Source organism: Citrobacter sp. CK195 (assembly GCF_030333365.1).
Taxonomy (GTDB): Bacteria; Pseudomonadota; Gammaproteobacteria; order Enterobacterales; family Enterobacteriaceae; genus Citrobacter_B; species Citrobacter_B koseri.
Window position 1 is genome coordinate 1 of the sequence record NZ_JAOWGB010000019.1, and the last position, 20,928, is coordinate 20,928.

Annotated in this window: 38 protein-coding genes; 34 read left to right on the forward strand and 4 right to left on the reverse strand. The window is 50.5% G+C overall.

Annotated elements, in window-relative coordinates; translation table 11 throughout:
• The 3 genes from tuf to bfr form a co-directional block, all read left to right on the forward strand.
• Positions 1–1,050: elongation factor Tu (gene tuf, locus OGX93_RS02565; protein ID WP_286450946.1), on the forward strand; the 1,050-nt coding region annotated here is incomplete at its 5' end.
• A 197-nt stretch (positions 1,051–1,247) separates the two neighbouring features.
• Entirely contained in the window at positions 1,248–1,442 is a 195-nt protein-coding gene (bfd, locus tag OGX93_RS02570; protein WP_012135433.1) for a bacterioferritin-associated ferredoxin, read from the forward strand.
• Between the two features lie 71 nt (positions 1,443–1,513).
• A complete protein-coding gene (bfr, locus tag OGX93_RS02575) occupies positions 1,514–1,990 on the forward strand; it encodes a bacterioferritin (protein WP_012135432.1) in 477 nt (158 codons plus the stop codon).
• On the opposite strand, the gene OGX93_RS02580 is transcribed toward bfr, so the two are convergent.
• Positions 1,987–2,454: a prepilin peptidase gene (locus OGX93_RS02580; RefSeq protein WP_058669128.1), complete on the reverse strand. Its 468-nt coding sequence runs from the start codon at positions 2,452–2,454 to the stop codon at positions 1,987–1,989. The two genes, bfr and OGX93_RS02580, sit on opposite strands and share 4 nt — an antisense overlap.
• A 379-nt stretch (positions 2,455–2,833) precedes the next feature.
• Here OGX93_RS02580 and rpsJ point away from each other — a divergent pair, with 379 nt between their 5' ends.
• The 31 genes from rpsJ (at position 2,834) to arfA (ending at position 17,679) form a co-directional block, all read left to right on the forward strand.
• Positions 2,834–3,145 carry a 30S ribosomal protein S10 gene (rpsJ, locus tag OGX93_RS02585; RefSeq protein WP_001181005.1) on the forward strand — a complete coding sequence of 104 codons (312 nt, stop codon included), beginning with the start codon at positions 2,834–2,836 and terminating at the stop codon, positions 3,143–3,145.
• A 32-nt stretch (positions 3,146–3,177) separates the two neighbouring features.
• A complete protein-coding gene (gene rplC / locus OGX93_RS02590) occupies positions 3,178–3,807 on the forward strand; it encodes a 50S ribosomal protein L3 (RefSeq protein WP_000579837.1) in 630 nt (209 codons plus the stop codon).
• A gap of 10 nt (positions 3,808–3,817) precedes the next feature.
• The gene (gene rplD / locus OGX93_RS02595; protein ID WP_000424395.1) at positions 3,818–4,423 is read left to right on the forward strand and encodes a 50S ribosomal protein L4; all 606 of its coding nucleotides are present in this window, start codon (positions 3,818–3,820) and stop codon (positions 4,421–4,423) included.
• Complete coding sequence (gene rplW / locus OGX93_RS02600; RefSeq protein ID WP_000617546.1) at positions 4,420–4,722, forward strand: 50S ribosomal protein L23; 303 nt, start codon at positions 4,420–4,422, stop codon at positions 4,720–4,722. Before rplD ends, rplW begins: the two co-directional genes overlap by 4 nt.
• Before the next feature lie 17 nt (positions 4,723–4,739).
• Positions 4,740–5,561: a 50S ribosomal protein L2 gene (gene rplB, locus OGX93_RS02605; protein ID WP_000301864.1), complete on the forward strand. Its 822-nt coding sequence runs from the start codon at positions 4,740–4,742 to the stop codon at positions 5,559–5,561.
• Positions 5,562–5,577: 16 nt separating this feature from the next.
• On the forward strand, positions 5,578–5,856 hold the full coding sequence (gene rpsS / locus OGX93_RS02610; RefSeq protein WP_001138117.1) for a 30S ribosomal protein S19: 279 nt from the start codon (positions 5,578–5,580) through the stop codon (positions 5,854–5,856).
• Between the two features lie 14 nt (positions 5,857–5,870).
• Entirely contained in the window at positions 5,871–6,203 is a 333-nt protein-coding gene (rplV, locus tag OGX93_RS02615; RefSeq protein WP_000447529.1) for a 50S ribosomal protein L22, read from the forward strand.
• Positions 6,204–6,220: 17 nt separating this feature from the next.
• Positions 6,221–6,922: a 30S ribosomal protein S3 gene (rpsC, locus tag OGX93_RS02620; protein ID WP_000529945.1), complete on the forward strand. Its 702-nt coding sequence runs from the start codon at positions 6,221–6,223 to the stop codon at positions 6,920–6,922.
• A 12-nt stretch (positions 6,923–6,934) separates the two neighbouring features.
• Positions 6,935–7,345, forward strand: coding sequence for a 50S ribosomal protein L16 (gene rplP / locus OGX93_RS02625; RefSeq protein ID WP_000941212.1), 411 nt, complete (start codon positions 6,935–6,937; stop codon positions 7,343–7,345).
• On the forward strand, positions 7,345–7,536 hold the full coding sequence (gene rpmC, locus OGX93_RS02630; protein WP_000644742.1) for a 50S ribosomal protein L29: 192 nt from the start codon (positions 7,345–7,347) through the stop codon (positions 7,534–7,536). Before rplP ends, rpmC begins: the two co-directional genes overlap by 1 nt.
• Positions 7,536–7,790, forward strand: a complete 255-nt coding sequence (gene rpsQ / locus OGX93_RS02635; RefSeq protein WP_003031120.1) for a 30S ribosomal protein S17 — start codon at positions 7,536–7,538, stop codon at positions 7,788–7,790. Before rpmC ends, rpsQ begins: the two co-directional genes overlap by 1 nt.
• Before the next feature lie 163 nt (positions 7,791–7,953).
• Entirely contained in the window at positions 7,954–8,325 is a 372-nt protein-coding gene (rplN, locus tag OGX93_RS02640; RefSeq protein ID WP_002919748.1) for a 50S ribosomal protein L14, read from the forward strand.
• Positions 8,326–8,335: 10 nt separating this feature from the next.
• The gene (gene rplX, locus OGX93_RS02645) at positions 8,336–8,650 is read left to right on the forward strand and encodes a 50S ribosomal protein L24 (protein WP_012135426.1); all 315 of its coding nucleotides are present in this window, start codon (positions 8,336–8,338) and stop codon (positions 8,648–8,650) included.
• A 14-nt stretch (positions 8,651–8,664) separates the two neighbouring features.
• On the forward strand, positions 8,665–9,204 hold the full coding sequence (rplE, locus tag OGX93_RS02650) for a 50S ribosomal protein L5 (protein WP_007702494.1): 540 nt from the start codon (positions 8,665–8,667) through the stop codon (positions 9,202–9,204).
• Positions 9,205–9,218: 14 nt separating this feature from the next.
• On the forward strand, positions 9,219–9,524 hold the full coding sequence (gene rpsN / locus OGX93_RS02655) for a 30S ribosomal protein S14 (RefSeq protein ID WP_012135425.1): 306 nt from the start codon (positions 9,219–9,221) through the stop codon (positions 9,522–9,524).
• Between the two features lie 33 nt (positions 9,525–9,557).
• Positions 9,558–9,950: a 30S ribosomal protein S8 gene (gene rpsH / locus OGX93_RS02660; protein ID WP_000062611.1), complete on the forward strand. Its 393-nt coding sequence runs from the start codon at positions 9,558–9,560 to the stop codon at positions 9,948–9,950.
• A gap of 12 nt (positions 9,951–9,962) precedes the next feature.
• Positions 9,963–10,496 carry a 50S ribosomal protein L6 gene (gene rplF / locus OGX93_RS02665; RefSeq protein WP_012135817.1) on the forward strand — a complete coding sequence of 178 codons (534 nt, stop codon included), beginning with the start codon at positions 9,963–9,965 and terminating at the stop codon, positions 10,494–10,496.
• A gap of 9 nt (positions 10,497–10,505) precedes the next feature.
• Positions 10,506–10,859, forward strand: a complete 354-nt coding sequence (gene rplR / locus OGX93_RS02670) for a 50S ribosomal protein L18 (RefSeq protein WP_006817270.1) — start codon at positions 10,506–10,508, stop codon at positions 10,857–10,859.
• Between the two features lie 14 nt (positions 10,860–10,873).
• Positions 10,874–11,377, forward strand: coding sequence for a 30S ribosomal protein S5 (gene rpsE, locus OGX93_RS02675; protein WP_000940121.1), 504 nt, complete (start codon positions 10,874–10,876; stop codon positions 11,375–11,377).
• A 3-nt stretch (positions 11,378–11,380) separates the two neighbouring features.
• Complete coding sequence (gene rpmD / locus OGX93_RS02680) at positions 11,381–11,560, forward strand: 50S ribosomal protein L30 (RefSeq protein ID WP_001140434.1); 180 nt, start codon at positions 11,381–11,383, stop codon at positions 11,558–11,560.
• Positions 11,561–11,563: 3 nt separating this feature from the next.
• Positions 11,564–11,998, forward strand: a complete 435-nt coding sequence (gene rplO / locus OGX93_RS02685; RefSeq protein WP_001238917.1) for a 50S ribosomal protein L15 — start codon at positions 11,564–11,566, stop codon at positions 11,996–11,998.
• A gap of 7 nt (positions 11,999–12,005) precedes the next feature.
• Complete coding sequence (gene secY / locus OGX93_RS02690; protein WP_286487767.1) at positions 12,006–13,337, forward strand: preprotein translocase subunit SecY; 1,332 nt, start codon at positions 12,006–12,008, stop codon at positions 13,335–13,337.
• 31 nt (positions 13,338–13,368) lie between these two features.
• Entirely contained in the window at positions 13,369–13,485 is a 117-nt protein-coding gene (rpmJ, locus tag OGX93_RS02695) for a 50S ribosomal protein L36 (RefSeq protein WP_000868187.1), read from the forward strand.
• A 146-nt stretch (positions 13,486–13,631) separates the two neighbouring features.
• A complete protein-coding gene (gene rpsM / locus OGX93_RS02700; RefSeq protein WP_000090780.1) occupies positions 13,632–13,988 on the forward strand; it encodes a 30S ribosomal protein S13 in 357 nt (118 codons plus the stop codon).
• A 16-nt stretch (positions 13,989–14,004) separates the two neighbouring features.
• Positions 14,005–14,394: a 30S ribosomal protein S11 gene (rpsK, locus tag OGX93_RS02705; RefSeq protein ID WP_001029684.1), complete on the forward strand. Its 390-nt coding sequence runs from the start codon at positions 14,005–14,007 to the stop codon at positions 14,392–14,394.
• Positions 14,395–14,427: 33 nt separating this feature from the next.
• Entirely contained in the window at positions 14,428–15,048 is a 621-nt protein-coding gene (gene rpsD / locus OGX93_RS02710; protein WP_000135224.1) for a 30S ribosomal protein S4, read from the forward strand.
• Positions 15,049–15,073: 25 nt separating this feature from the next.
• Complete coding sequence (locus tag OGX93_RS02715) at positions 15,074–16,063, forward strand: DNA-directed RNA polymerase subunit alpha (protein WP_001162094.1); 990 nt, start codon at positions 15,074–15,076, stop codon at positions 16,061–16,063.
• A gap of 40 nt (positions 16,064–16,103) precedes the next feature.
• On the forward strand, positions 16,104–16,490 hold the full coding sequence (gene rplQ / locus OGX93_RS02720) for a 50S ribosomal protein L17 (protein ID WP_001216372.1): 387 nt from the start codon (positions 16,104–16,106) through the stop codon (positions 16,488–16,490).
• Between the two features lie 108 nt (positions 16,491–16,598).
• On the forward strand, positions 16,599–16,967 hold the full coding sequence (locus OGX93_RS02725; RefSeq protein WP_112001465.1) for a DnaJ family domain-containing protein: 369 nt from the start codon (positions 16,599–16,601) through the stop codon (positions 16,965–16,967).
• A gap of 10 nt (positions 16,968–16,977) precedes the next feature.
• Positions 16,978–17,403, forward strand: a complete 426-nt coding sequence (zntR, locus tag OGX93_RS02730; RefSeq protein ID WP_024131002.1) for a Zn(2+)-responsive transcriptional regulator — start codon at positions 16,978–16,980, stop codon at positions 17,401–17,403.
• A 57-nt stretch (positions 17,404–17,460) separates the two neighbouring features.
• Positions 17,461–17,679: an alternative ribosome-rescue factor ArfA gene (arfA, locus tag OGX93_RS02735; protein WP_012135422.1), complete on the forward strand. Its 219-nt coding sequence runs from the start codon at positions 17,461–17,463 to the stop codon at positions 17,677–17,679.
• On the opposite strand, the gene mscL is transcribed toward arfA, so the two are convergent.
• From mscL to rsmB, 3 genes are all read right to left on the reverse strand, one after another.
• Positions 17,676–18,086, reverse strand: coding sequence for a large-conductance mechanosensitive channel protein MscL (gene mscL, locus OGX93_RS02740; RefSeq protein WP_012135421.1), 411 nt, complete (start codon positions 18,084–18,086; stop codon positions 17,676–17,678). The two genes, arfA and mscL, sit on opposite strands and share 4 nt — an antisense overlap.
• 141 nt (positions 18,087–18,227) lie before the next feature.
• Positions 18,228–19,604, reverse strand: coding sequence for a Trk system potassium transporter TrkA (gene trkA / locus OGX93_RS02745; protein ID WP_012135420.1), 1,377 nt, complete (start codon positions 19,602–19,604; stop codon positions 18,228–18,230).
• 21 nt (positions 19,605–19,625) lie between these two features.
• Positions 19,626–20,912 (reverse strand): 16S rRNA (cytosine(967)-C(5))-methyltransferase RsmB, encoded by a 1,287-nt coding sequence (gene rsmB / locus OGX93_RS02750; RefSeq protein ID WP_130028727.1) that lies wholly within the window; start codon positions 20,910–20,912, stop codon positions 19,626–19,628.
• Positions 20,913–20,928: the final 16 nt, after the last annotated feature.

Here is a 20,928-nt window from a genome sequence, read left to right on the forward strand (position 1 = left end):
GCATTCGACCAGATCGATAACGCGCCGGAAGAAAAAGCTCGTGGTATCACCATCAACACTTCTCACGTTGAATACGACACCCCGACTCGCCACTACGCGCACGTAGACTGCCCGGGCCACGCCGACTATGTTAAAAACATGATCACCGGTGCTGCGCAGATGGACGGCGCGATCCTGGTTGTTGCTGCGACTGACGGCCCGATGCCGCAGACCCGTGAGCACATCCTGCTGGGTCGTCAGGTAGGCGTTCCGTACATCATCGTGTTCCTGAACAAATGCGACATGGTTGATGACGAAGAGCTGCTGGAACTGGTTGAGATGGAAGTGCGTGAACTGCTGTCTCAGTACGATTTCCCGGGCGACGACACGCCGATCGTTCGTGGTTCTGCTCTGAAAGCGCTGGAAGGCGACGCAGAGTGGGAAGCGAAAATCATCGAACTGGCTGGCTACCTGGATTCTTACATCCCGGAACCAGAGCGTGCGATTGACAAGCCGTTCCTGCTGCCGATCGAAGACGTATTCTCCATCTCCGGTCGTGGTACCGTTGTTACCGGTCGTGTAGAGCGCGGTATCATCAAAGTGGGCGAAGAAGTTGAAATCGTTGGTATCAAAGAGACTGCGAAGTCTACCTGTACTGGCGTTGAAATGTTCCGCAAACTGCTGGACGAAGGCCGTGCTGGTGAGAACGTAGGTGTTCTGCTGCGTGGTATCAAACGTGAAGAAATCGAACGTGGTCAGGTACTGGCTAAGCCGGGTTCCATCAAGCCGCACACCAAGTTCGAATCTGAAGTTTATATCCTGTCCAAAGACGAAGGCGGCCGTCATACTCCGTTCTTCAAAGGCTACCGTCCGCAGTTCTACTTCCGTACAACTGACGTGACTGGCACCATCGAACTGCCGGAAGGCGTAGAGATGGTAATGCCGGGCGACAACATCAAAATGGTTGTTACCCTGATCCACCCGATCGCGATGGACGACGGTCTGCGTTTCGCAATCCGTGAAGGCGGCCGTACCGTTGGCGCGGGCGTTGTTGCTAAAGTAATGAGCTAATTATTTAATAATTAGTTCTGCACTTAAAAAGGGCGCTTCGGCGCCCTTTTTGCTGTCTGTCATATCTACCTGCTATATAAAGAGTGTCATATTTAGTCGCATTTTTTATTCCTCTCCCTGCACACAAACGTATTTGTGCTATTGTAATCATAACTATTCTCATTTACACTTTGCGCAGAAATTGAACGGGAGCGATCATGTACGTTTGTTTGTGTAATGGTGTAAGTGATAAAAAAATTCGTCAGGCTGTTCGTCAGTTTCACCCTCAATCTTTCCAACAATTACGTAAGTTTATTCCTGTTGGAAATCAATGCGGTAAGTGCGTCCGGGCGGCGCGTGAAGTGATGCAGGATGAGTTAATGCAAATGCCGGAGTTTAAAGAAATCGCCTGAGTCACATTCTTTTTTTTGACATCCTTGTAGCCCCATCTACGCTCTAAGAGTGGAAGCGGAGGGACTATAAAATGAAAGGTGATGTTAAAATCATAAATTATCTCAATAAACTATTGGGAAATGAGCTTGTCGCAATCAATCAGTACTTTCTCCATGCCCGTATGTTTAAAAACTGGGGGCTCACTCGTCTGAATGACGTCGAATACCATGAATCCATCGATGAAATGAAACACGCTGATAAATATATCGAGCGTATTTTATTTCTTGAAGGTATCCCAAACTTGCAGGATCTTGGCAAGCTGGGCATTGGTGAAGATGTCGAAGAGATGTTGCAGTCAGATCTCCGTCTGGAACTGGAAGGAGCGAAGGATCTACGTGAAGCCATAGCCTACGCCGACAGCGTTCATGATTACGTTAGCCGGGACATGATGATTGAGATCCTGACAGATGAAGAAGGGCATATCGACTGGCTTGAGACGGAGCTGGATCTGATTGCAAAAATTGGTCTACAGAATTACCTGCAATCGCAGATTAAAGTGGACGATTAACTCCCCGACAGCAGTGTTTTCCAGCCAATGATAAAACCCGCAGCCGCCAGAAATGGCCCGAACGGCAGCGGGTTTTTTAATGCCCCTTTCCCGTTTATTACGTACATCGCCATTACATTAATGCTGGCAATAAGCGCGGCCAGAAAGACCAGCAGGGGTAATGACTCCCAACGATGCCAGGCGCCAAGCGCGGCAAGAAATTTGATATCGCCGTACCCGAGCCCTTCTTTGCGATACAGCAGTCGATATCCCCAATAGAGAAGGGCGAACCCGCCGTAACCCGCAATGGCGCCCCAAAGCGCATCTGGCAAATGGTCAGGTAAACAGCACAGGTAATAAAGCAGGCCGCTCCAGAGCAAGGGACAGGTAAACCGATCGGGCAAGAGTCCTGTTCGCGCGTCATATATCCCGGATAGCGCAGATAATAAGAGGTAGATAATCAGGAAGGGGAGGTCGGGTTGCATCATGTCATCCTCATTAAACGTTGCGCTCACCATCCGTGAAACTCATTTTCCACGCAACGGAGGAATGATGACGTTGCGCAGTGTATTCCGAAGAAAATGCGCAAAACAAAAACGGCACAACGCGTGTGCGAAGTTGCTCGCATTACAGACGAAATGATTAATATCTACGCGGCACTTGCGTCAGGCTGAGATTTGCGTATAATGCGCGGGCTTGTCTTAGTTGACGGCAGGTTCGATCTGAACCTTAGGTAGCCGATTTGGTTATCTAACAATGCTCCCAATCGGGGAGCTACGTAAGAACGGTTACACTCTCCCATCAATCGTAATGGGCACGAGGAGTAATCATTTTCGTTTATAAAATAATTGGAGCTCTGGTCTCATGCAGAACCAAAGAATCCGTATCCGCCTGAAAGCGTTTGATCATCGTCTGATCGATCAATCAACCGCGGAAATCGTCGAGACTGCTAAGCGCACTGGTGCGCAAGTCCGTGGTCCGATCCCGCTGCCGACCCGCAAAGAGCGCTTTACCGTTCTGATCTCCCCGCACGTTAACAAAGACGCGCGCGATCAGTACGAAATTCGCACTCACAAGCGTCTGGTTGACATCGTTGAGCCAACCGAGAAAACCGTTGATGCTCTGATGCGTCTGGACCTGGCTGCCGGTGTAGACGTGCAGATCAGCCTGGGTTAATCAGGTCATCGAGCGATTGAGAGGTTGAAACAATGATTGGTTTAGTCGGTAAAAAAGTGGGTATGACCCGCATCTTCACTGAAGATGGCGTCTCTATCCCAGTAACCGTAATCGAAGTTGAAGCAAACCGCGTTACTCAGGTTAAAGATCTGGCTAACGATGGCTACCGCGCTGTTCAGGTTACCACTGGTGCTAAAAAAGCTAACCGTGTAACCAAGCCGGAAGCTGGCCACTTTGCTAAAGCTGGCGTAGAAGCTGGCCGCGGCCTGTGGGAGTTCCGTCTGGCAGAGGGTGAAGAATACACCGTTGGTCAGAGCATTAGCGTTGAACTGTTTGCTGACGTTAAAAAAGTTGACGTAACTGGCACCTCTAAAGGTAAAGGTTTCGCAGGTACCGTTAAGCGCTGGAACTTCCGTACCCAGGACGCTACTCACGGTAACTCCTTGTCTCACCGCGTTCCGGGTTCTATCGGTCAGAACCAGACTCCGGGCAAAGTGTTCAAAGGCAAGAAAATGGCAGGTCAGCTGGGTAACGAACGTGTAACCGTTCAGAGCCTGGACGTAGTACGTGTTGACGCTGAGCGCAACCTGCTGCTGGTTAAAGGTGGTGTTCCGGGTGCAACCGGTTGCGACCTGATCGTTAAACCAGCTGTGAAGGCGTAAGGGGATAGCAATGGAATTAGTATTGAAAGACGCGCAGAGCGCGCTGACTGTTTCCGAAACTACCTTCGGTCGTGATTTCAACGAAGCGCTGGTTCACCAGGTTGTTGTTGCTTATGCAGCTGGTGCTCGTCAGGGCACTCGTGCTCAGAAGACTCGTGCTGAAGTAACTGGTTCCGGTAAAAAACCGTGGCGCCAGAAAGGTACCGGCCGTGCGCGTTCTGGTTCTATCAAGAGCCCGATCTGGCGTTCTGGTGGCGTGACCTTCGCTGCACGTCCGCAGGACCACAGTCAAAAAGTTAACAAGAAGATGTACCGCGGCGCGCTGAAAAGCATTCTGTCCGAACTGGTACGTCAGGATCGTCTGATCGTTGTCGAGAAGTTCTCTGTAGAAGCGCCTAAAACTAAGCTGCTGGCTCAGAAACTGAAAGACATGGCTCTGGAAGATGTGCTGATCATCACCGGTGAGCTGGACGAGAACCTGTTCCTGGCTGCGCGCAACCTGCACAAGGTTGACGTACGCGATGCAACTGGTATCGACCCGGTTAGCCTGATCGCCTTCGACAAAGTCGTAATGACTGCTGATGCTGTTAAGCAAGTTGAGGAGATGCTGGCATGATTCGTGAAGAACGTCTGCTGAAGGTGCTGCGCGCACCGCACGTTTCTGAAAAAGCGTCTACTGCGATGGAAAAAACCAACACCATCGTTCTCAAAGTTGCTAAAGACGCGACCAAAGCAGAAATCAAAGCTGCTGTGCAGAAACTGTTTGAAGTCGAAGTCGAAGTCGTTAACACCCTGGTTGTTAAAGGGAAAGTTAAACGTCACGGACAGCGTATCGGTCGTCGTAGCGACTGGAAAAAAGCTTACGTCACCCTGAAAGAAGGCCAGAATCTGGACTTCGTTGGCGGCGCTGAGTAAGTCGGAGGAGTAATACAATGGCAGTTGTTAAATGTAAACCGACATCTCCGGGTCGTCGCCACGTAGTTAAAGTGGTTAACCCTGAGCTGCACAAGGGCAAACCTTTTGCTCCGTTGCTGGAAAAAAACAGCAAATCCGGTGGTCGTAACAACAATGGCCGTATCACCACTCGTCATATCGGTGGTGGCCACAAGCAGGCATACCGTATTGTTGACTTCAAACGCAACAAAGATGGTATCCCGGCAGTTGTTGAACGTCTTGAGTACGATCCGAACCGTTCCGCGAACATCGCGCTGGTTCTGTACAAAGACGGTGAGCGCCGTTACATCCTGGCCCCTAAAGGCCTGAAAGCTGGCGACCAGATTCAATCTGGCGTTGATGCTGCAATCAAACCAGGCAACACCCTGCCGATGCGCAACATCCCGGTTGGTTCTACCGTTCATAACGTAGAAATGAAACCAGGTAAAGGCGGTCAGCTGGCACGTTCCGCTGGTACTTACGTTCAGATCGTTGCGCGCGATGGTGCTTATGTCACCCTGCGTCTGCGTTCTGGTGAAATGCGTAAAGTCGAAGCAGACTGCCGTGCAACTCTGGGCGAAGTTGGCAATGCTGAGCATATGCTGCGCGTTCTGGGTAAAGCAGGTGCTGCACGCTGGCGTGGTGTTCGTCCGACCGTTCGCGGTACCGCGATGAACCCAGTAGACCACCCACATGGTGGTGGTGAAGGTCGTAACTTTGGTAAGCACCCGGTAACTCCGTGGGGCGTTCAGACCAAAGGTAAGAAGACCCGCAGCAACAAGCGTACTGATAAATTCATCGTACGTCGCCGTAGCAAATAATTTTAGAGGATAAGCCATGCCACGTTCTCTCAAGAAAGGTCCTTTTATTGACCTGCACTTGCTGAAGAAGGTAGAGAAAGCGGTGGAAAGCGGAGACAAGAAGCCCCTGCGCACTTGGTCCCGTCGTTCAACGATCTTTCCTAACATGATCGGTTTGACCATCGCTGTCCATAATGGTCGTCAGCACGTTCCGGTATTTGTAACCGATGAAATGGTCGGTCACAAACTGGGTGAATTCGCACCGACTCGTACTTATCGCGGCCACGCTGCTGATAAAAAAGCGAAGAAGAAATAAGGTAGGAGGAAGAGATGGAAACTATCGCTAAACATCGCCATGCTCGTTCTTCTGCTCAGAAGGTTCGCCTTGTTGCTGACCTGATTCGCGGTAAGAAAGTGTCGCAGGCTCTGGATATTTTGACCTACACCAACAAGAAAGCGGCTGTACTGGTCAAGAAAGTCCTGGAATCTGCCATTGCTAACGCTGAACACAACGATGGCGCTGACATTGACGATCTGAAAGTTACGAAAATTTTCGTAGACGAAGGCCCGAGCATGAAGCGCATTATGCCGCGTGCAAAAGGTCGTGCAGATCGCATCCTGAAGCGCACCAGCCACATTACTGTGGTTGTGTCCGATCGCTGAGACTCTGGAGACTAGCAATGGGTCAGAAAGTACATCCTAATGGTATTCGCCTGGGTATTGTAAAACCATGGAACTCTACCTGGTTTGCGAACACCAAAGAATTCGCTGACAACCTGGACAGCGATTTTAAAGTACGTCAGTACCTGACGAAGGAACTGGCTAAAGCGTCCGTATCTCGTATCGTTATCGAGCGTCCGGCTAAGAGCATCCGTGTGACTATTCACACTGCTCGTCCGGGTATCGTTATCGGTAAGAAAGGCGAAGACGTAGAAAAACTGCGTAAGGTCGTAGCGGATATCGCTGGCGTTCCTGCACAGATCAATATCGCCGAAGTTCGTAAGCCTGAACTGGACGCAAAATTGGTTGCTGACAGCATCACTTCTCAGCTGGAACGTCGCGTTATGTTCCGTCGTGCTATGAAGCGTGCTGTACAGAACGCAATGCGTCTGGGCGCTAAAGGTATTAAAGTTGAAGTTAGCGGCCGTCTGGGCGGCGCGGAAATCGCTCGTACCGAATGGTACCGTGAAGGTCGCGTACCGCTGCACACTCTGCGTGCTGACATCGACTACAACACCTCTGAAGCGCACACCACTTACGGTGTAATCGGCGTTAAAGTGTGGATCTTCAAAGGCGAGATCCTGGGTGGTATGGCTGCTGTTGAACAACCGGAAAAACCGGCTGCTCAACCGAAAAAGCAGCAGCGTAAAGGCCGTAAATAAGGAGCGTCGCTGATGTTACAACCAAAGCGTACAAAATTCCGTAAAATGCACAAAGGCCGTAACCGCGGTCTGGCGCAGGGTACGGATGTTAGCTTCGGCAGCTTCGGTCTGAAAGCTGTTGGCCGTGGTCGTCTGACTGCCCGTCAGATCGAAGCAGCACGTCGTGCTATGACCCGTGCAGTTAAGCGTCAAGGTAAGATCTGGATCCGTGTATTCCCGGACAAACCGATCACTGAAAAGCCGCTGGCAGTGCGTATGGGTAAAGGTAAAGGTAACGTGGAGTATTGGGTTGCCTTGATTCAGCCGGGTAAAGTCCTGTATGAAATGGACGGCGTACCGGAAGAGCTGGCCCGTGAAGCATTCAAGCTGGCAGCAGCGAAACTGCCGATTAAAACCACCTTTGTAACTAAGACGGTGATGTAATGAAAGCAAAAGAGCTGCGTGAGAAGAGTGTTGAAGAGCTGAACACCGAGCTGCTGAACCTGCTGCGTGAGCAGTTCAACCTGCGTATGCAGGCTGCAAGTGGCCAGCTGCAACAGTCTCACCTGTTGAAGCAAGTGCGTCGTGATGTCGCACGCGTTAAGACTTTACTGACTGAGAAGGCGGGTGCGTAATGACCGATAAAATCCGTACTCTGCAAGGTCGCGTTGTTAGCGACAAAATGGAGAAATCCATTGTTGTTGCTATCGAACGTTTTGTGAAACACCCGATCTACGGTAAATTCATCAAGCGTACGACCAAACTGCACGTACATGACGAGAACAACGAATGTGGTACCGGTGACGTGGTTGAAATCCGCGAATGCCGCCCACTGTCCAAGACTAAGTCCTGGACGCTGGTTCGCGTTGTAGAGAAAGCGGTTCTGTAATACAGTACCCATTCTCAACGAATAAACGGCTCAGCGATGGGCCGTTTATTTTTTCTACCCATATCGTTGAAGCGGTGTTATAATGCCGCGCCCCCGATATGGGGCTTTTTTAACGACCTGATTTTCGGGTCTCAGTAGTAGTTGACATTAGCGGAGCACTAAAATGATCCAAGAACAGACTATGCTGAACGTCGCCGACAACTCCGGTGCACGTCGCGTAATGTGTATCAAGGTTCTGGGTGGCTCGCACCGTCGCTACGCAGGCGTAGGCGACATCATCAAGATCACCATCAAAGAAGCAATTCCGCGTGGTAAGGTCAAAAAAGGTGATGTGCTGAAGGCGGTAGTGGTGCGCACCAAGAAGGGTGTTCGTCGCCCGGACGGTTCTGTCATTCGCTTCGATGGTAATGCATGCGTTATTCTGAACAATAACAGCGAGCAGCCTATCGGTACGCGTATTTTTGGGCCGGTAACTCGTGAGCTTCGTACCGAGAAGTTCATGAAAATTATCTCTCTGGCACCAGAAGTACTCTAAGGAGCGAATCATGGCAGCGAAAATCCGTCGTGATGACGAAGTTATCGTGTTAACCGGTAAAGATAAAGGTAAACGCGGTAAAGTTAAGAATGTCCTGTCTTCCGGCAAGGTCATTGTTGAAGGTATCAACCTGGTTAAGAAACACCAGAAGCCGGTTCCGGCTCTGAACCAACCGGGTGGCATCGTTGAAAAAGAAGCCGCTATTCAGGTTTCCAACATTGCAATCTTCAATGCGGCAACCGGTAAGGCTGACCGTGTAGGCTTTAGATTCGAAGACGGTAAAAAAGTCCGTTTCTTCAAATCTAACAGCGAAACTATCAAGTAATTTGGAGTAGTACGATGGCGAAACTGCATGATTACTACAAAGACGAAGTAGTTAATAAACTCATGACTGAGTTTAACTACAATTCTGTCATGCAAGTCCCTCGGGTCGAGAAGATCACCCTGAACATGGGTGTTGGTGAAGCGATCGCTGACAAGAAACTGCTGGATAACGCAGCAGCTGACCTGGCAGCAATCTCCGGTCAAAAACCGTTGATCACCAAAGCACGCAAATCTGTTGCAGGCTTCAAAATCCGTCAGGGCTATCCGATCGGCTGTAAAGTAACTCTGCGTGGCGAACGCATGTGGGAGTTCTTTGAGCGCCTGATCACTATTGCTGTACCGCGTATCCGTGACTTCCGTGGCCTGTCCGCTAAGTCTTTCGACGGTCGTGGTAACTACAGCATGGGTGTCCGTGAGCAGATCATCTTCCCAGAAATCGACTACGATAAAGTCGACCGCGTTCGTGGTTTGGATATTACCATTACCACTACTGCGAAATCTGACGAAGAAGGCCGTGCTCTGCTGGCTGCCTTTGACTTCCCGTTCCGCAAGTAAGGTAGGGTTACTGAATGGCTAAGCAATCAATGAAAGCACGCGAAGTAAAACGCGTAGCTTTAGCTGATAAATACTTCGCGAAACGCGCTGAACTGAAAGCGATCATCTCTGATGTGAACGCTTCCGACGAAGATCGTTGGAACGCTGTTCTTAAGCTGCAGACTCTGCCGCGTGATTCCAGCCCGTCTCGTCAGCGTAACCGCTGCCGTCAAACAGGTCGTCCACATGGTTATGTGGGCAAGTTCGGGTTGAGCCGTATCAAGTTACGTGAAGCCGCTATGCGCGGTGAAGTACCAGGCTTGAAAAAGGCTAGCTGGTAATTGTCACCAATTGAATCACGGGAGTAAAGACAGATGAGCATGCAAGATCCGATCGCGGATATGCTGACCCGTATCCGTAACGGTCAGGCCGCGAACAAAGCTGCGGTCACCATGCCTTCCTCCAAGCTGAAAGTGGCAATTGCCAACGTGCTGAAGGAAGAAGGTTTTATCGAAGATTTTAAAGTTGAAGGCGACACCAAGCCGGAACTGGAACTGACTCTTAAGTATTTCCAGGGTAAAGCTGTTGTAGAAAGCATTCAGCGTGTCAGCCGCCCAGGTCTGCGCATCTACAAACGTAAAGATGAGCTGCCGAAAGTTATGGCGGGTCTGGGTATCGCAGTTGTTTCTACCTCTAAAGGTGTTATGACTGATCGTGCAGCGCGCCAGGCTGGTCTTGGTGGCGAAATTATCTGCTACGTAGCCTAATCGGAGGAAAAAATGTCTCGTGTTGCTAAAGCACCGGTCGTTGTTCCTGCCGGCGTTGATGTAAAAATCAACGGTCAGGTTATTACGATCAAAGGTAAAAACGGCGAGCTGACTCGTACTCTCAACGATGCTGTTGAAGTTAAACATGCAGATAATGCACTGACCTTCGGTCCGCGTGATGGTTACGTAGACGGTTGGGCTCAGGCTGGTACCGCGCGTGCCCTGCTGAACTCAATGGTTATCGGTGTTACCGAAGGCTTCACTAAGAAGCTGCAGCTGGTTGGTGTAGGTTATCGTGCAGCGGTTAAAGGGAATGTAGTAAACCTGTCCTTAGGTTTCTCTCACCCGGTTGACCACCAGCTGCCAGCAGGTATTACTGCAGAATGTCCGACTCAGACTGAAATCGTGCTGAAAGGCGCTGATAAGCAGGTGATCGGTCAGGTTGCAGCAGATCTGCGCGCCTACCGTCGTCCTGAGCCTTACAAAGGCAAGGGTGTTCGTTACGCCGACGAAGTCGTGCGTACCAAAGAGGCTAAGAAGAAGTAAGGTAACACTATGGATAAGAAATCTGCTCGTATCCGTCGTGCGACCCGCGCACGCCGCAAGCTCCAGGAGCTGGGCGCAACTCGCCTGGTGGTACATCGTACCCCGCGTCACATTTACGCACAGGTAATTGCACCGAACGGTTCTGAAGTTCTGGTAGCTGCTTCTACTGTAGAAAAAGCTATCTCTGAACAACTGAAGTACACCGGTAACAAAGACGCGGCTGCAGCTGTGGGTAAAGCTGTCGCTGAACGCGCTCTGGAAAAAGGCATCAAAGATGTGTCCTTTGACCGTTCCGGGTTCCAATATCATGGTCGTGTCCAGGCACTGGCAGATGCTGCCCGTGAAGCTGGCCTTCAGTTCTAAGGTAGAGGTGTAAGATGGCTCACATCGAAAAACAAGCTGGCGAACTGCAGGAAAAGCTGATCGCGGTAAACCGCGTATCTAAAACCGTTAAAGGTGGTCGTATTTTCTCCTTCACAGCTCTGACTGTAGTTGGCGATGGTAACGGTCGCGTTGGTTTTGGTTACGGTAAAGCGCGTGAAGTTCCAGCAGCGATCCAGAAAGCGATGGAAAAAGCCCGTCGCAATATGATTAACGTCGCGCTGAACAACGGCACCCTGCAACACCCGGTTAAAGGTGTTCACACGGGTTCTCGTGTATTCATGCAGCCAGCTTCCGAAGGTACCGGTATCATCGCCGGTGGTGCAATGCGCGCCGTTCTGGAAGTTGCTGGGGTTCATAACGTTCTGGCTAAAGCATATGGTTCCACCAACCCGATCAACGTGGTTCGTGCAACTATTGATGGCCTGGAAAATATGAATTCTCCAGAAATGGTCGCTGCCAAGCGTGGTAAATCCGTTGAAGAAATTCTGGGGAAATAAACCATGGCAAAGACTATTAAAATTACTCAAACCCGCAGTGCAATCGGTCGTCTGCCGAAACACAAGGCAACGCTGCTTGGCCTGGGTCTGCGTCGTATTGGTCACACCGTAGAGCGCGAGGATACTCCTGCTGTTCGTGGTATGGTCAACGCGGTTTCCTTCATGGTTAAAGTTGAGGAGTAAGAGATGCGTTTAAATACTCTGTCTCCGGCCGAAGGCTCCAAAAAGGCGGGTAAACGCCTGGGTCGTGGTATCGGTTCTGGCCTCGGTAAAACCGGTGGTCGTGGTCACAAAGGTCAGAAGTCTCGTTCTGGCGGTGGCGTACGTCGCGGTTTCGAGGGTGGTCAGATGCCTCTGTACCGTCGTCTGCCGAAATTCGGCTTCACTTCTCGCAAAGCAGCGATTACAGCCGAAGTTCGTCTGTCTGACCTGGCTAAAGTAGAAGGCGGCGTAGTAGACCTGAACACGCTGAAAGCGGCTAACATTATCGGTATCCAGATCGAGTTCGCGAAAGTGATCCTGGCTGGTGAAGTCACTACTCCGGTAACTGTTCGTGGCCTGCGTGTTACTAAAGGCGCTCGTGCTGCTATCGAAGCTGCTGGCGGTAAAATCGAGGAATAAGTAGCAGATGGCTAAACAACCGGGATTAGATTTTCAAAGCGCCAAAGGTGGCTTAGGCGAGCTGAAACGCAGACTGCTGTTTGTTATCGGCGCGCTGATTGTGTTCCGTATTGGCTCTTTTATTCCGATCCCTGGTATTGATGCCGCTGTACTTGCCAAACTGCTTGAGCAACAGCGAGGCACCATCATTGAAATGTTTAACATGTTCTCTGGTGGTGCACTCAGCCGTGCTTCTATCTTTGCTCTGGGTATCATGCCGTATATTTCGGCGTCGATTATTATCCAGCTGCTGACGGTGGTTCACCCAACGCTGGCAGAAATTAAGAAAGAAGGGGAGTCTGGTCGTCGTAAGATCAGCCAGTACACCCGCTACGGTACTCTGGTGCTGGCGATATTCCAGTCGATCGGTATTGCTACCGGTCTGCCGAATATGCCTGGTATGCAAGGCCTGGTAATGAATCCGGGCTTTGCATTCTATTTCACCGCTGTTGTAAGTCTGGTTACAGGAACCATGTTCCTGATGTGGTTGGGCGAACAGATTACTGAACGTGGTATCGGCAACGGTATCTCAATCATTATCTTCGCCGGTATTGTCGCGGGACTCCCGCCAGCCATTGCCCATACTATCGAGCAAGCGCGTCAAGGCGACCTGCACTTCCTCGTGTTGCTGTTGGTTGCAGTATTAGTATTTGCAGTGACGTTCTTTGTTGTATTTGTTGAGCGTGGTCAACGCCGCATTGTGGTAAACTACGCAAAACGTCAGCAGGGTCGTCGTGTCTATGCTGCACAGAGCACACATTTACCGCTGAAAGTGAATATGGCGGGGGTAATCCCGGCAATTTTCGCTTCCAGTATTATTCTGTTCCCGGCAACCATCGCGTCATGGTTCGGGGGCGGTACTGGTTGGAACTGGCTGACAACAATTTCGCTGTATTTGCAGCCTGGGCAACCGCTTTATGTGTTACTCTATGCGTCTGCAATCATCTTCTTCTGTTTCTTCTACACGGCGTTGGTTTTCAACCCGCGTGAAACAGCAGATAACCTGAAGAAGTCCGGTGCATTTGTACCAGGAATTCGTCCGGGAGAGCAAACGGCGAAGTATATCGATAAAGTAATGACCCGCCTGACTTTGGTTGGTGCGATTTACATTACCTTTATCTGCCTGATCCCGGAGTTCATGCGTGATGCAATGAAAGTACCGTTCTACTTTGGTGGGACCTCACTGCTTATCGTTGTCGTCGTGATTATGGACTTTATGGCTCAAGTGCAAACTCTGATGATGTCCAGTCAATATGAGTCTGCATTGAAGAAGGCGAACCTGAAAGGCTACGGCCGTTAATTGGTCGCCCGAGAAGTTACGGAGAGTAAAAATGAAAGTTCGTGCTTCCGTCAAGAAATTATGCCGTAACTGCAAAATCGTTAAGCGTGATGGCGTCATCCGCGTGATTTGCAGTGCCGAGCCGAAGCATAAACAGCGCCAAGGCTGATTTATTCGCATATTTTTCTTGCAAAGTTGGGTTGAGCTGGCTAGATTAGCCAGCCAATCTTTTGTATGTCTGTACGTTTCCATTTGAGTATCCTGAAAACGGGCTTTTCAGCATGGTGCGTACATATTAAATAGTAGGAGTGCATAGTGGCCCGTATAGCAGGCATTAACATTCCTGATCAGAAACATGCTGTGATCGCGTTAACTTCGATCTACGGCGTCGGTAAGACCCGTTCTAAAGCCATTCTGGCTGCAGCGGGTATCGCTGAAAATGTTAAGATCAGTGAGCTGTCTGAAGAACAAATCGACACGCTGCGTGACGAAGTTGCCAAATTTGTCGTTGAAGGTGATCTGCGCCGTGAAATCAGCATGAGCATCAAGCGCCTGATGGATCTTGGTTGCTATCGCGGTTTGCGTCATCGTCGTGGTCTCCCGGTTCGCGGTCAGCGTACCAAGACCAACGCACGTACCCGTAAGGGTCCGCGCAAACCGATCAAGAAATAATCGGGGTGATTGAATAATGGCAAAGGCACCAATTCGTGCACGTAAACGTGTAAGAAAACAAGTCTCTGACGGCGTGGCTCATATCCATGCTTCTTTCAACAACACCATCGTGACTATCACTGATCGTCAGGGTAACGCGCTGGGTTGGGCAACAGCCGGTGGTTCCGGTTTCCGTGGTTCTCGCAAATCCACTCCGTTTGCAGCTCAGGTTGCAGCAGAGCGTTGCGCTGACGCCGTAAAAGAATACGGTATCAAGAATCTGGAAGTTATGGTTAAAGGTCCGGGTCCAGGTCGCGAATCTACCATTCGTGCACTGAACGCCGCTGGTTTCCGCATCACTAATATTACTGATGTGACTCCGATCCCTCATAACGGTTGTCGTCCGCCGAAAAAACGTCGCGTATAACGCTTCGTTTTCCAGGTTTGTTGGAGAAAGAAAATGGCAAGATATTTGGGTCCTAAGCTCAAGCTGAGCCGTCGTGAGGGCACCGACTTATTCCTTAAGTCTGGCGTTCGCGCGATCGATACCAAGTGTAAAATTGAACAAGCTCCTGGCCAGCACGGTGCGCGTAAACCGCGTCTGTCTGACTATGGTGTGCAGTTGCGTGAAAAGCAAAAAGTTCGCCGTATCTATGGTGTGCTGGAGCGTCAGTTCCGTAACTACTACAAAGAAGCAGCGCGTCTGAAAGGCAACACCGGTGAAAACCTGTTGGCTCTGCTGGAAGGTCGTCTGGACAACGTTGTATACCGTATGGGCTTCGGCGCCACTCGTGCAGAAGCACGCCAGCTGGTTAGCCATAAAGCAATTATGGTAAACGGTCGTGTTGTTAACATCGCTTCTTATCAGGTTAGTCCGAATGACGTTGTTAGCATTCGTGAGAAAGCGAAGAAGCAGTCTCGCGTGAAAGCCGCTCTGGAGCTGGCTGAGCAGCGTGAAAAGCCAACCTGGCTGGAAGTTGATGCTGGCAAGATGGAAGGTACGTTTAAGCGTAAGCCTGAGCGTTCTGATCTGTCTGCGGACATTAACGAACACCTGATCGTCGAGCTTTACTCCAAGTAAAGCTTAGTACCAAAGAGAGGACACAATGCAGGGTTCTGTGACAGAGTTTCTAAAACCGCGCCTGGTAGATATCGAGCAAGTGAGTTCGACGCACGCCAAGGTGACCCTTGAGCCTTTAGAGCGTGGCTTTGGCCATACTCTGGGTAACGCACTGCGCCGTATTCTGCTCTCATCGATGCCGGGTTGCGCGGTGACCGAGGTTGAGATTGATGGTGTACTACATGAGTACAGCACCAAAGAAGGCGTTCAGGAAGACATCCTGGAAATCCTGCTCAACCTGAAAGGGCTGGCGGTGAGAGTTCAGGGTAAAGATGAAGTTATTCTTACCTTGAATAAATCTGGCATTGGCCCTGTGACTGCAGCCGACATTACCCATGACGGGGATGTCGAAATCGTCAAGCCGCAGCACGTGATCTGCCACCTGACCGATGAGAACGCGTCTATTAGCATGCGTATCAAAGTTCAGCGCGGTCGTGGTTATGTGCCGGCTTCTACCCGAATTCATTCGGAAGAAGATGAGCGCCCAATCGGCCGTCTGCTGGTCGACGCATGCTACAGCCCTGTAGAGCGTATTGCCTACAATGTTGAAGCAGCGCGTGTAGAACAGCGTACCGACCTGGACAAGCTGGTCATCGAAATGGAAACCAACGGCACAATCGATCCTGAAGAGGCGATTCGTCGTGCGGCAACCATTCTGGCTGAACAACTGGAAGCTTTCGTTGACTTACGTGATGTACGTCAGCCGGAAGTGAAAGAAGAGAAACCAGAATTCGATCCGATCCTGCTGCGCCCTGTTGACGATCTGGAATTGACTGTCCGCTCTGCTAACTGCCTTAAAGCAGAAGCTATCCACTATATCGGTGATCTGGTACAGCGTACCGAGGTTGAGCTTCTTAAGACGCCTAACCTGGGTAAAAAATCTCTTACTGAGATTAAAGACGTGCTGGCTTCCCGTGGACTGTCTCTGGGCATGCGCCTGGAAAACTGGCCACCGGCAAGCATCGCTGACGAGTAACCGGATCACAGGTTAAGGTTTTACTGAGAAGGATAAGGTCATGCGCCATCGTAAGAGTGGTCGTCAACTGAACCGCAACAGCAGCCATCGCCAGGCTATGTTCCGCAACATGGCAGGTTCACTGGTTCGTCATGAGATCATCAAGACGACCCTGCCTAAAGCGAAAGAGCTGCGTCGCGTAGTTGAGCCGCTGATTACTCTTGCCAAGACTGATAGCGTAGCTAATCGTCGTCTGGCATTCGCCCGTACTCGTGATAACGAGATCGTGGCAAAACTGTTTAACGAACTGGGCCCGCGTTTCGCGAGCCGCGCCGGTGGTTACACTCGCATTCTGAAGTGTGGCTTCCGTGCAGGCGACAACGCGCCGATGGCATACATCGAGCTGGTTGATCGTTCTGAGTCGAAAGCAGAAGCTGCTGCAGAGTAATCTGTAGTAACGTAAAAAAACCCGCTCCGGCGGGTTTTTTTATATCCGCCGTATCCCCACTTATCTACAATATCTGTACTCTTTTTGTTCATCCCCTGGAGTTGTTGTATGTGGTTACTGGACCAGTGGGCAGAGCGCCATATTACCGATGCACAGACTAAAGGTGAGTTTGATAATCTGCCCGGCAGCGGTGAGCCGCTGACCCTGGATGATGACTCACATGTGCCGCCTGAATTACGGACTGGCTACCGTTTACTCAAAAATGCCGGTTGCCTTCCCCCGGAGCTTGAACAGCGTAAAGAAGCCGTTCAGCTATTGGATCTACTTAAAGGTATTCGTCAGGACGATCCACGGTATCAGGAAGTGAGCCGCCGTTTATCGCTCCTTGAACTAAAACTACGACAGGCGGGGCTGAGTACCGGGTTTTTACGCGGTGAATATGCAGATAAATTGCTGCATAAGATTAATGATGACTAACGGAGCTTATATGTATCGTATTGGTGAACTGGCAAAGCTGGCAGAAGTGACGCCCGATACCATCCGCTACTATGAAAAGCAGCAGATGATGGAGCATGAAGTGCGTACGGAGGGTGGTTTTCGACTCTACACGGAAAACGATCTTCAGCGCCTTAAGTTTATCCGCTATGCCCGGCAGTTGGGCTTTACGCTTGAGTCGATCCGGGAACTGTTGTCGATCCGTGTCGATCCTGAACACCATACCTGCCAGGAGTCGAAAGGGATCGTGCAGGAAAGGCTGAAAGAGGTCGAATCACGAATTGCGGAATTACAGAGTATGCAGCGTTCATTGCAGAGGCTGAACGATGCCTGCTGTGGAACGGCACACAGCAGCGTCTATTGTTCAATTCTGGAAGCACTGGAACAAGGCGCCAGCGGAGTAAAGCAGGAGTGTTGATTTATTGACCTGATGAGCCTACACTCGCGCCGTTAAACCATAAAAACTGGAGTTATTATGAGTCGTTATCAGCATACGAAAGGGCAGATAAAAGACAACGCCATTGAGGCATTATTGCACGATCCGCTTTTCAGACAACGTGTTGAAAAAAATAAGAAAGGGAAAGGAAGTTATCTGCGTAAAGGCAAACATGGCAATCGGGGTAACTGGGAGGCCAGTGGCAAGAAAGTGAATCACTTTTTTACCACTGGCTTTCTGCTTATTAAGGCTTGTTAAGAACGGTTGTTTTGTTCTTTCAGAAGATCGCGGATCTCAGAAAGCAATACTTCTTCCGTTGTCGGCGCTGGCGCTTCCGTCGGTTCTTCTTTCTTACGATTCAGTTTGTTGATCAGTTTGATAGCCATGAAGATAGCAAACGCCACAATAACAAAATCAAAGACGTTCTGAATAAACACACCGTAATGCATCACGACTGCCGGGATATCTCCTTGCGCTTCGCGTAGCGTAAAGGCAAACTGTTTAAAATCGATCCCGCCAATTAACAAACCCAGAGGCGGCATAATGATATCAGCAACCAGAGAAGAAACGATCTTCCCGAATGCCGCACCAATAATCACACCCACTGCCAAATCAACAACATTCCCGCGCATCGCGAATTCGCGAAACTCTTTAATAAAGCTCATTTTATTCTCCCTATGCAACAGACGTTTATAAGTTTAACAAATGTTAAGGCATTTTCCATTTATGGATTGTTTAAAGGAGCATTTATTAGGCCCTGATAAAACAGGGGAATTAAAGAGGGCGCTGCATTAGCGCCCAAATAATTACAGGAAGAAAGGACTTGGCTGGAATAAGCGTTCGACGTCGGTAATAAACTTTTTATCCGTCAGGAACATAATCACATGATCGCCTTGTTCAATGCGCAAATTGTCATTGGCAATCATTACATCGTTACCGCGAACCACTGCGCCAATTATTGTTCCCGGTGGAAGTTTAATTTCATCAATGGCGCGGCCTACGACGCGAGATGTACTTTCATCACCGTGGGCAACGGCTTCAATTGCTTCTGCTACACCACGACGTAGCGATGACACTCCCACAATATCGGCTTTACGCACATGGCTGAGTAACGCGGAAATCGTGGCCTGCTGTGGCGAAATGGCAATATCAATGACGCTCCCCTGGACGAGATCCACATAGGCGCGACGTTGAATGAGCACCATTACTTTCTTCGCACCCATCCGTTTGGCCAGCATTGCCGACATAATGTTGGCTTCATCATCGTTGGTGACTGCAATAAACAGATCAACCTGATCAATATGCTCTTCAGCCAGCAGTTCCTGATCCGACGCATCGCCAAAAAAGACGATTGTATTTTGCAGTTTTTCGGCAAGTTCGGAGGCCCGCTGTTGATCGCGCTCGATCAGTTTGACGCTGTAATCTTTTTCCAGACGACGCGCGAGACCGGCACCGATATTTCCCCCGCCGACTAACATAATACGCTTATAGGGTTTCTCCAGACGTTGCAGTTCGCTCATTACCGCGCGGATATGCTGCGATGCGGCAATAAAAAAGACTTCATCGCCTGCTTCTACAATAGTCGAACCCTGGGGGCGAATGGGGCGGTCATGACGGAATATCGCGGCGACGCGGGTATCAATATGTGGCATATGCTCACGCATCGTGGATAACGCGTTCCCGATCAGTGGCCCGCCATAATAGGCTTTCACTACCGCAAGACTGACTTTACCTTCGGCGAAATTAACGACCTGCAATGCGCCGGGATATTCGATCAGGCGATAAATGTTATCGATGACCAGTTGCTCTGGCGCAATAAGATGGTCGATGGGGACAGCTTCAGAGTGGAAGAGTTTATCCGCATCGCGGACATAATCTGGCGAACGGATACGGGCGATACGATTTGGCGTATTGAAGAGTGAATAGGCCACCTGGCAGGCGACCATATTCGTTTCATCGGAACTGGTCACGGCGACCAGCATATCCGCATCGTCTGCACCCGCTTCACGCAGCACGCGAGGGTGAGAGCCATGCCCTTGCACGACGCGGAGATCGAACTTGTCCTGTAAACTACGCAGGCGTTCGCCATTGATATCGACCACCGTGATGTCGTTGTTCTCTCCGACCAGGTTTTCAGCCAGCGTGCCGCCGACTTGCCCTGCGCCCAGAATGATAATTTTCATCAGTCGCGACCCGTTATCTCATCACTTTTTGATTAGCTTAGCGTAAAAGAAGCCGTCACCTTCTTCCGCACCAGGCAGATTTTGCACGCCCGGTTGAGCGGGGGTTCCGGTGCCGGTCAGGGTGGCGTCCGGGGTGCGCTGTAAAAAGGCCTGAATCTGTTGGCTATTCTCTTCCGGCAGGACAGAACAGGTCGCGTAGACCAGTGTTCCGCCTGACTTTAAATGTGGCCATATGGCATCCAGAATTTCCGACTGTAATTTTGCCAGTTCAGCAATATCACGATCGCGGCGTAGCCATTTGATATCCGGGTGACGACGAATGACGCCGGTGGCTGAACAAGGCGCATCCAGCAGAATACGGTCAAATTTCTGCTCGCCACACCATTGCGCGGGATATCGACCATCACCCTGTTTGACGGTTGCCTTCATCCCCAGACGTTTAAGGTTATCGTAAACGCGTGAAAGACGCTGTTCGTCGACATCGACAGCTAACACCTGCGCTTCAGGCGCGGCTTCGAGTATATGCGTTGTTTTACCCCCCGGTGCGGCGCACAAATCCAGGATTTGCTCGCCGTTTTGCGGGGCGAGGAAGCTAACACAGCCTTGCGCGGAAGCATCCTGAACCGTTACCCAACCCTCTTCAAAACCGGGTAAGGCATGAACCGGAGCCGGAGACTCAAGACGTAGGGCGTCAGGATAGGCCGAATGGGGAAAACCATTCATTCCTGCGTCCTGTAATAACGTGAGCCAGCTGTCGCGTGAATGATGTGTACGGTTCACGCGTAGCCACATTGGAGGACGTTGGTTGTTGGCTTCGACAATCGCTTCCCATTGGGTGGGATAGGATTTTTGCAGGCGCTTTAGCAGCCAGGACGGATGCAGAAAACGCGCCTCGCTGGTCGCAAACTCAGCCAGCAACGCCTCCTGCTGACGCTGAAACTGACGCAAAACGCCATTGATCAGCCCTTTAAGCTGTGGGCGCTTAATAGCAACAGCACCTTCAACCGTTTCCGCGAGGGCTGCATGTGGTGGAATTCGTGTGTGCAATAGCTGGTAAAACCCTACCATGATCAGGTAATGCACGGTGCGTTGCTTACCGGTCATCGGGCGAGACATTAATTTATTAATCAGCCACTCCAGCTGCGAAAGGGTGCGCAACACGCCAAAGCACAGCTCCTGAAGCAGCGCTTTGTCTTTATCGGAGACTTTTTGCTGTAGTGGTGGCAGGACATTACTTAAGGATTGCCCTTGCTCAACGACCTGCTCAACGGCCTGTGCCGCCAGACTGCGTAAATTTTGTTTTTTCATAACCGCAAAAATAAAA

Excerpts from the sequence above, each read along its gene's own strand:
- bfd (WP_012135433.1), top strand. The coding sequence starts at position 1,248 with ATGTACGTTTGTTTGTGTAATGGTGTAAGTGATAAAAAAATTCGTCAG.
- bfr (WP_012135432.1), top strand. The coding sequence starts at position 1,514 with ATGAAAGGTGATGTTAAAATCATAAATTATCTCAATAAACTATTGGGA.
- OGX93_RS02580 (WP_058669128.1), bottom strand. The coding sequence starts at position 2,454 with ATGCAACCCGACCTCCCCTTCCTGATTATCTACCTCTTATTATCTGCG.
- rpsJ (WP_001181005.1), top strand. The coding sequence starts at position 2,834 with ATGCAGAACCAAAGAATCCGTATCCGCCTGAAAGCGTTTGATCATCGT.
- rplC (WP_000579837.1), top strand. The coding sequence starts at position 3,178 with ATGATTGGTTTAGTCGGTAAAAAAGTGGGTATGACCCGCATCTTCACT.
- rplD (WP_000424395.1), top strand. The coding sequence starts at position 3,818 with ATGGAATTAGTATTGAAAGACGCGCAGAGCGCGCTGACTGTTTCCGAA.
- rplW (WP_000617546.1), top strand. The coding sequence starts at position 4,420 with ATGATTCGTGAAGAACGTCTGCTGAAGGTGCTGCGCGCACCGCACGTT.
- rplB (WP_000301864.1), top strand. The coding sequence starts at position 4,740 with ATGGCAGTTGTTAAATGTAAACCGACATCTCCGGGTCGTCGCCACGTA.
- rpsS (WP_001138117.1), top strand. The coding sequence starts at position 5,578 with ATGCCACGTTCTCTCAAGAAAGGTCCTTTTATTGACCTGCACTTGCTG.
- rplV (WP_000447529.1), top strand. The coding sequence starts at position 5,871 with ATGGAAACTATCGCTAAACATCGCCATGCTCGTTCTTCTGCTCAGAAG.
- rpsC (WP_000529945.1), top strand. The coding sequence starts at position 6,221 with ATGGGTCAGAAAGTACATCCTAATGGTATTCGCCTGGGTATTGTAAAA.
- rplP (WP_000941212.1), top strand. The coding sequence starts at position 6,935 with ATGTTACAACCAAAGCGTACAAAATTCCGTAAAATGCACAAAGGCCGT.
- rpmC (WP_000644742.1), top strand. The coding sequence starts at position 7,345 with ATGAAAGCAAAAGAGCTGCGTGAGAAGAGTGTTGAAGAGCTGAACACC.
- rpsQ (WP_003031120.1), top strand. The coding sequence starts at position 7,536 with ATGACCGATAAAATCCGTACTCTGCAAGGTCGCGTTGTTAGCGACAAA.
- rplN (WP_002919748.1), top strand. The coding sequence starts at position 7,954 with ATGATCCAAGAACAGACTATGCTGAACGTCGCCGACAACTCCGGTGCA.
- rplX (WP_012135426.1), top strand. The coding sequence starts at position 8,336 with ATGGCAGCGAAAATCCGTCGTGATGACGAAGTTATCGTGTTAACCGGT.
- rplE (WP_007702494.1), top strand. The coding sequence starts at position 8,665 with ATGGCGAAACTGCATGATTACTACAAAGACGAAGTAGTTAATAAACTC.
- rpsN (WP_012135425.1), top strand. The coding sequence starts at position 9,219 with ATGGCTAAGCAATCAATGAAAGCACGCGAAGTAAAACGCGTAGCTTTA.
- rpsH (WP_000062611.1), top strand. The coding sequence starts at position 9,558 with ATGAGCATGCAAGATCCGATCGCGGATATGCTGACCCGTATCCGTAAC.
- rplF (WP_012135817.1), top strand. The coding sequence starts at position 9,963 with ATGTCTCGTGTTGCTAAAGCACCGGTCGTTGTTCCTGCCGGCGTTGAT.
- rplR (WP_006817270.1), top strand. The coding sequence starts at position 10,506 with ATGGATAAGAAATCTGCTCGTATCCGTCGTGCGACCCGCGCACGCCGC.
- rpsE (WP_000940121.1), top strand. The coding sequence starts at position 10,874 with ATGGCTCACATCGAAAAACAAGCTGGCGAACTGCAGGAAAAGCTGATC.
- rpmD (WP_001140434.1), top strand. The coding sequence starts at position 11,381 with ATGGCAAAGACTATTAAAATTACTCAAACCCGCAGTGCAATCGGTCGT.
- rplO (WP_001238917.1), top strand. The coding sequence starts at position 11,564 with ATGCGTTTAAATACTCTGTCTCCGGCCGAAGGCTCCAAAAAGGCGGGT.
- secY (WP_286487767.1), top strand. The coding sequence starts at position 12,006 with ATGGCTAAACAACCGGGATTAGATTTTCAAAGCGCCAAAGGTGGCTTA.
- rpmJ (WP_000868187.1), top strand. The coding sequence starts at position 13,369 with ATGAAAGTTCGTGCTTCCGTCAAGAAATTATGCCGTAACTGCAAAATC.
- rpsK (WP_001029684.1), top strand. The coding sequence starts at position 14,005 with ATGGCAAAGGCACCAATTCGTGCACGTAAACGTGTAAGAAAACAAGTC.
- rpsD (WP_000135224.1), top strand. The coding sequence starts at position 14,428 with ATGGCAAGATATTTGGGTCCTAAGCTCAAGCTGAGCCGTCGTGAGGGC.
- OGX93_RS02715 (WP_001162094.1), top strand. The coding sequence starts at position 15,074 with ATGCAGGGTTCTGTGACAGAGTTTCTAAAACCGCGCCTGGTAGATATC.
- rplQ (WP_001216372.1), top strand. The coding sequence starts at position 16,104 with ATGCGCCATCGTAAGAGTGGTCGTCAACTGAACCGCAACAGCAGCCAT.
- OGX93_RS02725 (WP_112001465.1), top strand. The coding sequence starts at position 16,599 with ATGTGGTTACTGGACCAGTGGGCAGAGCGCCATATTACCGATGCACAG.
- zntR (WP_024131002.1), top strand. The coding sequence starts at position 16,978 with ATGTATCGTATTGGTGAACTGGCAAAGCTGGCAGAAGTGACGCCCGAT.
- arfA (WP_012135422.1), top strand. The coding sequence starts at position 17,461 with ATGAGTCGTTATCAGCATACGAAAGGGCAGATAAAAGACAACGCCATT.
- mscL (WP_012135421.1), bottom strand. The coding sequence starts at position 18,086 with ATGAGCTTTATTAAAGAGTTTCGCGAATTCGCGATGCGCGGGAATGTT.
- trkA (WP_012135420.1), bottom strand. The coding sequence starts at position 19,604 with ATGAAAATTATCATTCTGGGCGCAGGGCAAGTCGGCGGCACGCTGGCT.
- rsmB (WP_130028727.1), bottom strand. The coding sequence starts at position 20,912 with ATGAAAAAACAAAATTTACGCAGTCTGGCGGCACAGGCCGTTGAGCAG.